Origin of the sequence: Candidatus Endolissoclinum faulkneri L5, assembly GCF_000510265.1 — a bacterium.
Lineage (GTDB): Bacteria > Pseudomonadota > Alphaproteobacteria > Thalassobaculales > Thalassobaculaceae > Thalassobaculum > Thalassobaculum faulkneri_A.
This window is the reverse complement of sequence record NZ_CP006745.1, coordinates 1-13,502: the sequence shown is the minus strand read 5'-3', so window position 1 is coordinate 13,502 and position 13,502 is coordinate 1. Positions and strand designations below refer to the sequence as shown.

The 13,502-nt window shown below is 34.7% G+C and carries 10 protein-coding genes; 4 read left to right on the top strand and 6 right to left on the bottom strand.

Features of this window, described 5'->3' with window-relative positions; genetic code table 11:
- Positions 1-844: 844 nt before the first annotated feature.
- Positions 845-1,825, bottom strand: a complete 981-nt coding sequence (gene ispH, locus P856_RS00050; protein ID WP_227028669.1) for a 4-hydroxy-3-methylbut-2-enyl diphosphate reductase — start codon at positions 1,823-1,825, stop codon at positions 845-847.
- Positions 1,826-2,485: 660 nt separating this feature from the next.
- On the opposite strand from ispH, the gene gcvT reads away from it, so the two are divergent.
- From gcvT to gcvP, 3 genes are read left to right on the top strand one after another with little or no spacing between them, the layout of a single operon-like run.
- Positions 2,486-3,583, top strand: a complete 1,098-nt coding sequence (gene gcvT / locus P856_RS00045) for a glycine cleavage system aminomethyltransferase GcvT (RefSeq protein ID WP_025300148.1) — start codon at positions 2,486-2,488, stop codon at positions 3,581-3,583.
- Between the two features lie 24 nt (positions 3,584-3,607).
- Positions 3,608-3,976: a glycine cleavage system protein GcvH gene (gene gcvH / locus P856_RS00040; protein WP_227028701.1), complete on the top strand. Its 369-nt coding sequence runs from the start codon at positions 3,608-3,610 to the stop codon at positions 3,974-3,976.
- Positions 3,977-4,013: 37 nt separating this feature from the next.
- A complete protein-coding gene (gene gcvP, locus P856_RS00035) occupies positions 4,014-6,908 on the top strand; it encodes an aminomethyl-transferring glycine dehydrogenase (protein ID WP_025300146.1) in 2,895 nt (964 codons plus the stop codon).
- A gap of 147 nt (positions 6,909-7,055) precedes the next feature.
- On the opposite strand, the gene lysA is transcribed toward gcvP, so the two are convergent.
- The gene (lysA, locus tag P856_RS00030) at positions 7,056-8,300 is read right to left on the bottom strand and encodes a diaminopimelate decarboxylase (RefSeq protein WP_025300145.1); all 1,245 of its coding nucleotides are present in this window, start codon (positions 8,298-8,300) and stop codon (positions 7,056-7,058) included.
- A gap of 1,634 nt (positions 8,301-9,934) precedes the next feature.
- Between lysA and secB the strand changes: the two genes are divergently transcribed.
- On the top strand, positions 9,935-10,387 hold the full coding sequence (gene secB, locus P856_RS00025) for a protein-export chaperone SecB (RefSeq protein WP_044214799.1): 453 nt from the start codon (positions 9,935-9,937) through the stop codon (positions 10,385-10,387).
- 13 nt (positions 10,388-10,400) lie between these two features.
- Here secB and dnaQ read toward each other — a convergent pair whose 3' ends face one another.
- Genes dnaQ through P856_RS00005 form a run of 4 tightly spaced genes read right to left on the bottom strand, consistent with a single transcriptional unit; the run spans position 10,401 to position 13,189 of the window.
- Complete coding sequence (gene dnaQ, locus P856_RS00020; RefSeq protein ID WP_025300144.1) at positions 10,401-11,111, bottom strand: DNA polymerase III subunit epsilon; 711 nt, start codon at positions 11,109-11,111, stop codon at positions 10,401-10,403.
- Positions 11,072-11,737: a dephospho-CoA kinase gene (gene coaE / locus P856_RS00015; protein WP_025300143.1), complete on the bottom strand. Its 666-nt coding sequence runs from the start codon at positions 11,735-11,737 to the stop codon at positions 11,072-11,074. Before coaE ends, dnaQ begins: the two co-directional genes overlap by 40 nt.
- Positions 11,734-12,375 (bottom strand): Maf family protein, encoded by a 642-nt coding sequence (locus tag P856_RS00010; RefSeq protein ID WP_025300142.1) that lies wholly within the window; start codon positions 12,373-12,375, stop codon positions 11,734-11,736. Before P856_RS00010 ends, coaE begins: the two co-directional genes overlap by 4 nt.
- The gene (locus P856_RS00005) at positions 12,368-13,189 is read right to left on the bottom strand and encodes a pyruvate, water dikinase regulatory protein (RefSeq protein WP_025300141.1); all 822 of its coding nucleotides are present in this window, start codon (positions 13,187-13,189) and stop codon (positions 12,368-12,370) included. The genes P856_RS00010 and P856_RS00005 overlap by 8 nt, the downstream gene beginning before the upstream one ends.
- Between the last annotated feature and the right edge of the window lie 313 nt (positions 13,190-13,502).

The window sequence follows — 13,502 nt, the reverse complement described above, 5'->3', positions numbered from 1 at the left end:
TTATTCCTCAAATAAAAATAAAACTCATTGTCATCTACTAAAAAATTATTTACATTATTATTTGAATACTCATTCAGGGCAATATGAAGTCAATTAGACCAGCAATAATATAAATATCATCCTGCTTATTCTACAGTTGGGGAATACTTGTATTTCTTATAACTAAAAGAAACAATTTATCTATAAAATTAATTATTTTTTAATTAACCTGAAAGAAAGAAACGCTTAAAGAAATCGTTCAATTCAAATCTAAAAACAACTGATTAAAAAAAATGATAAGTCATAAAGATTTGTATTTATAAATAAAAATTTATAGTTACAAAAAAAAATAATATAAACTTCAATTTTATTATATGATATAGCATAGATTTGTAATCTGCTATTTTGTAAAATAGCAGATTACAATATTGTATGATACAGGATCGTAAATCGTAAAAATCTGTAAAGCATCAAAGAATCATTAGCGCATGGACATAAGGATAATACAAACAAAAACAAACCTCATTTAATTTAAAACTAAACTTATCTTTAAATAAGTTTAGTTTTAAATTAAAAAGCAGCAGGAATTGTTAATATTCTAATTTAAAATAAGAAAATATCAATATAAGGTAATCAAAGAAAATAAACCGCGGTATATTATAAATATTTTATAAGTTGCATGAACTTGATTAAGTTATGCCACAATAAGAATATTGCTATTTTTATAATAACAAGAACAATCAAATTAATGCTTTATAAAAGCTAAAATTAGTCAATGTTCCAAGTTAATATGTTTATGTTAAAAACGCTGTTAATTTATATACAATAAACTCTAAATTACGCTAAAGTAATATATTTTGCAGCATTAAGCAACCAAAGATGGTAGTCTAAAGTGAACGTCTTCTCGCACAAGCTCTACCTCCTCCAAAGTTACGGTAAAATGCAAACGACAAACAGCAATCAGCTGATCCACTAGATGCTCTGGTGCGGAAGCACCGGCAGTAAGACCAAGTCGACGCACTCCAATCAACCATCCTATGTCTAAATCCGATGCTCTCTGAATCAACAAAGATTTTTCACAGCCGCATGCTTTAGCAACTTCAACTAAGCGTCTAGAATTAGATGAGCTTTGCGCACCGATTACTACAACCGCATCACAAGTCGATGCGATTAACTTCACGACATTCTGCCGATTGGTGGTTGCGTAGCAAATATCTTCATTCTTAGGAAGAGCGATTTCTGGAAAACGCTGCTGCAATATCCTGATAAGACGAGCGGTATGGTCTACCGAAAGAGTAGTTTGGGTAACTAAGGCGAGACTATCACTACCCTTTGGTTTAATAAAAGCCTTTGCTTGTGTTTCGTTTTCTAGTAAGCTAATTGCTCCGTCAGGAAGCTGACCGATGGTTCCGATGACCTCCGGGTGCCCGGCATGTCCAATTAAAATTACGTGACTACCTAAACGATGATAGCGCTTGGCCTTTAGATGCACCTTACTTACCAACGGGCAAGTAGCGTCAATATATGTGATCTGGCGACGCTCTGCTTCAAAAATTACCGACTGCGGTACACCGTGAGCACTAAACATAACTGGTCGATCGACAGGACATTCATCCAGGTCTTCAACAAAGACAGCTCCTTGAGCTTCTAGACTTTCTACCACACATTGATTATGCACAATCCAATGGCGGACATAGATCGGAGAACCCCATTTAGCTAAAGCTTGCTGAACAATATTAATCGCACGCTCAACACCAGCACAGAAACCCCTGGGAGACGCAAGCACTACAGTTATTGGTTGTTTTGGACATACTGTAAGCATGTTTGGTCTTTCCTGTAGTATCATCAAGTTTTCTAAATAACAAAAATAAGCTCCTCTATAATTTTCGCGCTAGTTAAGTGTGTTGTAGGCTTAAACAATAAAAATTACTTCGGTAACATTAGGGTATTCTTAATTCTCAGAAATTACACACGCCCGAGTAAAAAGAAAACTTATTTAAAAAATAATAATTGTAGCCATTACCTAATTAGTAAAAAAATCCAACTATGGCAACTATTAATAATTACATTGCTCACTAAAAAACTACCTCCATTAATGACTATCAAGCAATCAACCCCAATTAAAAGAAATTATTCTTGTGTATATAGCTAGCTTCTTGATGTATATAGCGATTTTTTATAAATAACGACCCCTAAGTAGTAAAAATTACGTTTTAATGAGCCCCTAGTCGATAATGTTATTTTCATGTTTAAGAATTATTTTAAATAAATCAGATTTGCTTACAATAATATTTGCTTTAGGTATTTTATACACTCTATATATTAAAATTAAAAAAACTATCAGAAAATGTCTCTAATCTTGCTATTGCTTTTAATAATTACTTTCACTAAGATTAAAAAAATGACATTATATCCAGATTTAGTAATTTAAACCTTAAAAGATAGCAAATGGAGGTTTAGTCTAATTTCTAAGCCTAACACATAATCTTACTTTACGGAATATCGAATGAGCGACGCTACACTAAAAACCACCCCCCTTAACGCTCTCCATCATGAGCTTGGTGCTACAATGGTGCCATTCGTCGGCTATGATATGCCTATACAATTTCCTCTGGGAATACTTAAGGAGCATAGACACACACGTACAAAAGCTGGCTTGTTTGACGTATCTCATATGGGACAACTGCAGATCTATGGAAAAGATGGAGCAAAAATTTTTGAGAGATTAGTACCAGGTAACATTAGAGGATTAGATACAGGATGTATGCGTTATACTCAATTTACTAATGATGATGGAGGCATTCTTGATGATTTAATAGTAACCAATGCAGTTGATCATCTATTCGTTGTAGTTAATGCAGCCTGTAAGGAACAGGATATTGCAATTATGAAATCCGCTTTCGGTAATGAGCTCAGAATACTCGATGATCGTGCGTTATTAGCCCTTCAAGGACCTGTAGCTGTCAATGTGCTTGTTAGGTTAGCACCAAGCGCTGCTAACCTAACATTTATGACCGGTGCAGCAATGGAGGTAGGGGGATTTCATTGCTTTGTAACACGTTCAGGATATACTGGAGAGGATGGATATGAAATCTCAGTTCCGGCAGAAAATGCAGAATGCTTAGCGCGCAAATTACTCACTTCTCACGAAGTGGAAGCTGTTGGGCTTGGCGCACGAGATTCCTTACGCCTGGAAGCAGGATTATGTCTTTATGGTCAAGATATCGACATTAGCACCTCGCCAGTAGAAGCGGCTTTACTTTGGTCTATTAGTAAACGTCGGCGCAAGAATGCTGATTTTCCTGGAGCAAATCGCATCCAAAAAGAAATTACTGAAGGTATCTCGCGCCAAAGAGTTGGTATAAAAACGAAAGGCCGTGCATTAGCTCGTCGAGGTTGCAAAATTCTTGATCAAAATGGCAAGCTTATAGGAAAAATAACTAGCGGCTGCTTTGGCCCAAGCGTCCAAAGCTCTATAGCCATGGGTTATGTTATTAGAGAATATGCGACAATAAATACAGTCGTATTCTTAATGATACGAGACAATTTAATTCCAGCAATTATAGTTGAAATGCCTTTTATCACTCCTGGATATAAACGCTAAAACAAATTCCTTTTAGGACAAAGTATTATGTTTATAAAATATAGTAAAGACCACGAGTGGGTTTCTATTAATAATGATATTGGCACTGTTGGTATTACTGATCATGCCCAAAAACATTTGGGAGATGTAGTTTTTGTAGAGTTACCTAATTTATACAAGATAATTAGCAAGGGGGATGAAGCTTGCGTGGTTGAATCTGTAAAAGCGGCTAGCGAAATCTATGCTCCACTTAGCGGTGAAATCATTCAGATCAATGATCTATTAACCAATACGCCAAGCGTAATTAACACGGATCCGCTCTGCGAGGGTTGGATATTTAAGATTAAAATATCCAATACAGAAGAAATCAACACTCTAATGGACGAAATTGCCTATAAAAATTTTACAAGCTAATCTGCTTCCATCAAGCTAAATTAACGCAAAGAGCACCATGAACCATTACAGAGAAAAGATTGACCATTTATATGAGCACAATGCTTTCATTAGACGGCATATCGGCCTGAGCAAAAAAGAGATCTCTACGATGCTAGCACTCCTAGGATATGATAGCCTGGACTCATTGACTGCTGCTGCTCTACCTCAATCAATACATTTAACAAAATCTCTTGACCTTGATTCACCTAAGGGAGAGTATGAAACTATTAACGAATTGGCCGAAATAGCATCGCTTAACAAAATCTCGACCTCATTGATCGGAATGGGATATTACAATACGATTATGCCCGAGGTGATCAAGAGAAATGTATTAGAAAATCCATCTTGGTATACTGCATATACACCATACCAAGCAGAGATTAGCCAAGGTCGACTTGAAGCATTGCTAAACTTCCAAACCATGATAACCGATCTTACTGGTATGGATATTGCGAATGCTTCTCTGCTCGACGAAGGTACGGCAGCAGCAGAGGCCATGGTGCTTGCACGCAAAATAACAATAAATCATCATAGCAAGGTATTTTTTGTCTCTAGCGGGGTGCATCCACAAACTATTGCCGTGCTTCGCAATCGTGCTGAGCCAATCGGAATCAATATAGAAGTTGGGAATGAATTCGCTGAATTACCTTCTAAAGCCTTTGGTTATTTGCTACAATATCCGACGACACGTGGAGTAATAGAAGACTACCGAGAATTTGTCCAACAAGTTCATGCTCAAAAAGCTATTGTAGTAGTTGCTGCCGATCTTCTAGCTTTAACTTTAATTACTCCGCCGGGGGAATGGCATGCCGACATAACAATCGGCACCACTCAGCGTTTTGGAATACCAATGTGCTTTGGAGGTCCGCATGCAGCTTATTTTGCTACTCGGAATATTCATAAACGTAAAATGCCTGGACGTCTCGTTGGTGTATCGCTAGATGCCACTAGTCATCCTGCATATCGCCTCACTCTACAAACTCGTGAGCAGCACATACGCCGAGAAAAGGCCACCTCTAATATATGCACCTCTCAAGTGCTGTTAGCAATTATTTCGTCTATGTACGCGGTTTATCATGGTGCCGAAGGTCTAACTCGAATTGCTAAGCGAGTAAATCGACTTGCTGCAATTTTAGTCGCAGGACTTGAACAGCTAGACTGCAAACTAGATAGCAATAATTTATTTGACACTGTAGCAGTTAATACGACAGAACATCAAGCAACTACTATCTGGAAAAAGGCTAAATCTGAAGCTTTAAATCTACGCTTATTGAAAAACGCCATCGGAATTAGCTTAGACGAAACCTCAAACCAAAACACAGTCGAACATATATGGTCTTGTTTTTATCAAAATTACAAAACTAAATTCACGTTTGATGAACTCGATGCAACTAGCAAAGATACTCTTCCTGTTGAACTACGCCGAGAATCAGATTTTTTGACACATTCGGTATTTAAAAAATACAGATCTGAAACCAAGATGTTGCGCTATTTGCGTCAACTATCAGATAAAGACATTGCACTCGATCGCTCAATGATTCCGCTCGGATCATGCACCATGAAGCTAAATGCTAGCACAGAAATGACAGCAATTACTTGGCCAGAATTTGCTAATATTCATCCTTTTGCTCCTTCCGATCAAACACAAGGATATTTGCGTTTGATCGGTGAACTTGAGCAAATGCTTGCAAATGCAACCGGATATTCAAGCGTCTCCGTTCAGCCTAATTCTGGTGCTCAAGGAGAATATGCTGGCATGCTAGTAATTCGCGCCTATCATCGTTCGCGAGGTGAAGCACATCGTAACATATGTTTAATACCATCCTCTGCTCACGGCACTAACCCCGCTTCAGCCGCAATGGCAGGCATGAGTATAGTTGTAGTTGCATGTGATGATAAAGGGAATGTCGACCTTAATGATCTTACAAATAAGGCAGAAGCCAATGCAAGCAATTTAGCTGCTTTAATGATAACATACCCCTCTACTCACGGTGTATTCGAAATTAAGATTAAGGAAATTTGTCAAATTATTCACGAAAACGGAGGTCAAGTATATACCGACGGTGCCAATCTAAATGCCCTTCTCGGGCTATGCAAGCCACATGAATTTGGCTCTGATATTAGTCACATGAACTTACACAAAACTTTTTGTATTCCGCACGGTGGAGGAGGGCCTGGGGTTGGGCCAATTGGCGTAGCTCAACATCTAATCAAATTTTTGCCTACTACAAAAGAATATAACCATAATGATGAATCTATCGGTGCTGTTTCATCTGCTCCGTATGGTAGTGCTGGTATTCTTCCAATCAGTTGGGCATATATACGCATGATGGGAGCTTACGGGTTAAAAAAAGCAACTCAAGTAGCTATTCTGAACGCTAATTATATAAAAAAAGTGCTATCTAATTATTACAGAATACTTTATTCTGGGCCTAACGGACTCGTAGCCCATGAATGTATTATAGACTTGCGTCCTTTTAAAAATACCTGCGGTGTCAGCGTTGATGACGTTGCTAAAAGACTCATGGATTACGGATTTCATGCTCCGACTATAGAATTTCCGGTAGAAGGCACATTAATGATAGAACCAACTGAAAGCGAAAGCCAAGAAGAAATTGATCGTTTCTGTGATGCGATGATTGCAATACGTAAAGAAATTCAAGCAATCGAGGCAGGTGTTATGGATATAGAATCCTCAGCCTTACGCCATGCACCACATACTAGCTATAGTTTGATGAATAATATCTGGAATAGACCATACAGTCGTCATGAAGCAGCCTTTCCGTTAAAAGGAATGGAAGTTTCTAAATATTGGCCACCAGTATCGCGAATTGATAACGTATATGGTGATCGCAACGTTTCTTGTTGCTGTCCTCCGATTGAAAGTTATCAAAATAAAGATATAGAATAGTATGTTTTTTTAATTACTTTACCTGGTACTTTTAACTAACTGCTAGATTTTATATCAAAAATACAAATTAGTATAACCTATATCCTATATCAATAATTAATTACACGATCTTTTATATAATTTATTATTTTTTTAAATAATAAATTATTAGCTATCCTTGTGAATATTTAAAAAATATCTATGATTATCATTTTCAAGGCACAACATTTCTTTAATAGTTTGTCGTCGCCGAGCAAGATGAACATCCGAACCATCAATAATAACTTCAGGAATTAGCGTACGAGAGTTGTAATTAGATGACATTGTTGAACCATAGGCACCAGCGTCAGCAAAGACGCAAAAATCACCAACCTTAGGCAGTGGTAAAGCTTCAAATTCAATCGTGCCATTTTTGTTTTGCGTAAAAACATCACCAGCTTCACAAAGAGGACCAGCAACTGCTACCTGATGCGACGCACCAGTAACTAGCTTAGAAGCAGAATCAATGAAGCAAATGTGATGATGACTGCCGTACATCACAGGGCGAACTAAATCATTAAATCCAGCATCTACTATAACAAAATACCTTTCTGCTACTTTTTTAACGGCTCGCACTTCAGCAATCAAACATCCTGCTGCAGCAACTAAAAATCGCCCTGGCTCAATCTCAATTTGCACCGGTATCATTTGACTTTCCTGAATTTTTAAACGAGCAGCATTCCATTGCTGGACATAGTGATTTATGGCAGCATTTTGATAATCATTTTGATAAGGAACTGACAAGCCTCCACCAGCAGATATTGCCCTAACCTGCATACCAAGCTTCATATAAGACTCAATCATAGCATCACATACTTTCCCCAAATGTTTATATTCTACATCAGACCCAATATGCATATGTAATCCAACTAAATTAAGTTCAGTTGCCTTAATTTTAGGACCAAGTTCTGAAAGTTGGTCGTGCCAAATACCATGCTTAGATAATGGTCCACCAGTATTAGTTTTTTTACTATGCCCATGACCAAAACCAGGATTAATCCTTAACCATATTTTATGACCAGGGCTAAGCTTAGCAAGCTGATCTATCATGTCAATTGAACCGCAATTAACCGGAATACAGAGGTCTACCACTCGCTCCAAAGTTGTTCTATCAAATACATCAGATACAAAAACAAGATCGTTACCTCCTGCTCGATAACCAGCAGCTAAAGCACGAGCAATTTCTCCATCAGAGACCGCATCAATTTTTACTCCACTGCGACGAATAATTCGTAGCAAACTAATATTACCATTAGCCTTTTGAGCATAACGAATAATATCAAATCCTCGCAAACGTTGAATTTGACGCTTTATGATAGATACATCGTAAAGCCAAAATGGGGTGCCTAATTTTACCGCTAAGGCTGTGATCAATAAACCTTTGCTAGGGCTAATTGCTGACGTAATAAAATCCGAAATATCTACCCTCCTTAACAGTAACTCTAGTTGAATATCCTAACAACAATAATTGGCAAATAAATGAACAATCCACCGAAGTCAAAGATTACAATCTAACTGTTTACAAATTATTAGTTAAATCCAAGTTATATAAGCATATCTTTAATATTTAACAAATAAAAATACTATTATGCAAAAATAAAATATTGCTTAAGTAATATTTTATTTAATTTTTAAGAGGAATAATTAAGATATTCTTTGTAAAATTTAAATATGCAATACTTGTATACAGTGCTATACCGCTGTATTATTAGGAAATAAGAGTACTATAAGCTAAAAAGAAAAAGCAAAGCTTTGCTAAATATTATATACACTAAGCTATATGCCTTCTAATCTTTATTATCAATCAATTAATAAAAAGTATTCTTTTTACATTAATCGAAAAGTAATATTAAGCACATAAGCATAATCTTAGTAAAATTTATAATATTTAAATATTATCGACTTTATATATTAAATTAGATATAAACATAATACTTCCTCTTCTCTGATATTACCAATGTTAATTTAAATTAAAAAAAAGTAAAAAACTACTTTAACTTTATTGTTGCTTTTAAAAAAAAATAACCTGATATTTAATAATAAATACCATAAAAACTAATATCGCTTAAATAAAACTACTGAAAATTACTTTTATCGTTATAGTAATAATACTTACAAGCGTAATCTCCTATACAAGACTAAGTCGTACTTAATCAACTTAGTTATTGATTAAAAATAAATATTGTATCCGTAGGCTAGGATAATCCATTTTACAAAACTGAATTTCTTTGATTTTTTCAATTGAAACATTTTTAAATGTTTAATCAGGTATTATTTATTAAAACCTAGTTAATAAAACATATAATTAATAAAAATCATTTTAATGATCTAATTCTATAAGCAAAAACAAAACATAAGTATATATTACACAATAAAACTGCACTATTAATAATAACATTATAAATTAAGCACATACTACCTTTTAATATAAAAATTCTTTTTGTAAAATACAGGTATAAAAAAACAATAGAATATACAATAAATTAGACTAGTATAGCAAAGACTAATAATCATTAGATAATTCATCCCCTTAAAAATATTCTTTTATAAAAGAATTAAAAATTAATAAAAAGTACATGAAAATATACTCTAATTATTTTAAAAACATAAGATACTTTATTCGCAAATTAAAATAAATAATTTATATATACAATGTATAGCATTAATAGCTTTTAAGTATAAAACAATGATGCTCTATTGGTTAATAGCATATTGAAGGAAAAAAATATTTTTATAAAAATTATTCCTAATATTATTACAGTATGCCTATTCATAAAAGGCTAGATCCAATGTAATCAAAGCAGAGTCAGCGATAATAAACCTACTTCATCGCATAAAATCCCAAACAACATTAGCAAATACTATAGATCCTTATTCTACTAAATCTTACCATTATAGATCATAATTTTTAACACATACTATACACTTACTATCTAGTAATCATTAAATAAAAAATTATTTGAAATAATAATATTTATATAATTTTTTTAATATAAAAGGATTTTTTAATGTCTGAATCATTCATCCATCTTAATCAAGGAGTACAATTAAATATTAGTGCACAATACATTAAAGACTTTTCTTTTGAAAATCCCAGAGCGCCAACTAGCTTAAAATTACAACACTTACAACCGAGCATTAAAGTAAATGTTGATGTAGAAGCTAATAAAATTTACAATAATGAAGAAATATTTGAGGTTATCTTAAAAATAAGAGCTAACGCTAAAACGTTAGAAAGTCCTTTATTTTTAGCTGACCTATCTTACGCTGGAATATTTAAACTTCAAAAAATTGAGAAAACGGATACTAAAACATTACTCTTGACAGAATGCCCTCGTTTACTGTTCCCATTTGCAAGGGAAATCCTAGCTAATACTACAATTAATGGTGGCTTTCCGCCGCTAGTAATACAACCAATAGATTTTAGTGCAATGTATCAACAAAAAATACAATCTCCCTGAAATCAACAAATTATTAATCACGATATGAATTTTTCCAGATAGGATTTTTGATTTTCTGTAAGAATGCATCATGCGCTGCTATCTCATCAGAACTCGGTGTATGAGGACGAGGACTTCTATACACAAAGTTCGTTTTTTCAATAATTTCTGAAATACTAGAAGTGGTAGATAAATTATTAGATTTATTAGATAAGTTTTCAATTAAATCTGGCTGACATCCACCAATCAATTCTAAATAAATAGAAGCTAAAAGATTTGCATCAATTAAAGCGCCATGAAAATCACGATTTGAATTATCGATGTCAAAACGACGACACAAAGCATCTAAACTAACATGAGCTCCAGGATATTTTTTTCTAGCCATGGCACAAGTATCCAATGCTCGGCTTATTGGTATTTCTGGAATACCAATAAGCCGTAACTCATTGTTTAAAAATTTCATATCAAAACTTGCATTGTGAATGATCAATGGTGAATCACCTAAAAAATCAAGAATTTTATCGGCTAATTCCGCAAAGACTGGATATCCGATTAAAAATTCAGAAGATAAACCATGAACGCGAAACGTTTCCTCCGGAATATCACGTTCTGGATTAAAGTAATAATGTAAAGTATGTCCACTAGGAATATGATTAATCAGCTCCAAACAACCTATCTCAACGATTCGATCCCCAATTTCTGGGTTTAACCCCGTTGTTTCCGTATCAAGTACAATTTCTCGCATTTACTTCTCTTATAATTACTAAGCTGTCTTTTACGCTTATTTTGCGAAATCCTAATCAATTTTTGCTTAACTAAACGCATAGCATAAGCTTTACCAAGTCCAGTATAAATAATTTGATCAGAGAATTGACGCTTTTTATAGTCCGATATTTGTTTCGATAAAATTTTTACTAAAAGCTCCTGTGTAATCTCTGGACGCGCCAACACACGCTGCCGCTGAATAAAACTAGGTGCGCTAACTACTACAACCAAGTCACAAATGAAGTGAAGATCTTTTTCCAACAATAGTGGAACATCTAACACAACAATCGGGCAACGAAGACGCTGACAATTTCTTAAAAAGAGAATAATTTGATTGGCAACTATTGGATGAACTATAGATTCAAGCAAAAATAAAGCTTCAGGATTTTTAAAGACAATAGAACTTAAGACATTGCGATTTACAACACCATTTTTCACCACTCCAGGAAATGCTCGCTCAATACAAGCTACCGCCTCTCCATCCTGACCCATCATACTATGAACTGCAAAATCGGAGTCATGTATTGGAATGCGAAATCGACGAAACATTCTAGCTGTTGTAGTCTTTCCCATCCCTATGGAACCGGTTAAACCAATAATGATCATCGTAACAGCAACCCCTGAACGCGCAAAAACTCTAATACTTGAAACAAAGGTAAGCCAAGTGCCGTAAAATAGTCGCCATCCAATTTAGTAAAAAGTTGAATTCCAGAACTCTCAAGCTTGTAAACGCCAACAAAATTGTAAATCTCATTGCCTACAGCATCCAAGTATGTATCGATAAATGATTCTGACATCTCTCGCATTGACATAGTAACAACATCAATCGTTTGCCAAATTTTCTTACCGGCTTTAGCAACAACAACAGATGTAACTAAACGATGGCTCTTACCCGACAAATATCTTAAAGTTTCCCGTGCATTAACCCTATCAAGTGGTTTACTAAACCACGAACCAAGGCAATCCAAGATCTGATCAGAACCAATAACCAAAGCATTAGGATATTTATATGAAACATGAATAGCCTTTACTTCTGCTAAAAATATAGCAGCTTCTTCTGTTTTTGTCCCTTTTGTTCGCAAAGATTTCAGCAAAGATTCTTCAGAAATATTTGGTGCTTTTATACTAAAAGGCACACCAGCATTACATAACAATCTTGCACGTGACTTGCTACTAGATGCTAAAATGACTGATCCTAAACAATTTTCATTAGCTAAAGGATAAATAGCTCTAGTGTTAAACATGATTATTCTTCCAAGCATCTAAGTGCTGCAATACAGCTGCAGAAGTCTCTTCTATCGAACGCCGAGTAATATCTATGATAGGCCAATTATTCCTTGCCAACATTCGTCGAACTAAAGCAACCTCTTTACGAACCTCCTCCATTGCTAAATAATCAATTTCCTTGCAATGCTTCGTTCTTAAAATACGATTGCGACGTATTTCCACTAAACGAATTGGATCGGCAGTAAAAGCAACTATAAAAGATTGTTTCAAATGAAACAATTCATCTGGCGGAGGAACGTTAGGAACGATAGGTATATTTGCAATTTTATAACCACGGTTAGCAAGATATAACGAAGTCGGAGTTTTAGAAGTCCGCGACACACCAATAATTACTATATCTGCATTATCAAGATCGTAAATATTTCTGCCGTCATCATGAGCTAATGTGTAATTAATAGCTTCTATACGATTAAAGTATGCAGCATCCGTTTTATGCTGAAGGCCAGGCCGAGGGTGAAAATCTCTACCTATATATTTAGCTAAAGCGTTAACCGTTGGGTCAAGCACTGGCAAACAAGGTATATCAAGCGCTTGGCAAACTCCCTCTAACCGTTCTCGTAAAAAAGAATCTACTAAAGTAAATAAGACAGGACCAGGATTTTCTTTAACTGCAGCAATTACTTTCTCAAGATGATTATGAGTACGCACAAGCGACCAAACATATTCTTTTACTTTAATATTTTCAAACTGAACCAAACAAGATCTGACTATTTGATAATTAGTTTCTCCAGTAGCGTCAGATACTAAATGTAGGCAAAGAGGATTAGACACAGTTATTCACAGAAGGCTGTGGAAAATTTTTTAAATATGGGGATAAGTCAAACATAATTGATACTAAATTAGAGATTGCTTAAAAGTTACCCTATTCATTGCACAAATCTATCCCATTGTGGATAATAATTATCCACACCATAGAATGACATTAATTATTTATTAAAAAGTGATTTTTTCCACGCAATTCACACAGCTCAATTCATAAATTTATAGTTATTTTTAAAGGAGATAAAATGTTTTTTATAAACTTACTCCCAAATTAATACTAAAATTTATATTGTTAATAACTCTGTTAATAACTAGTGGATAA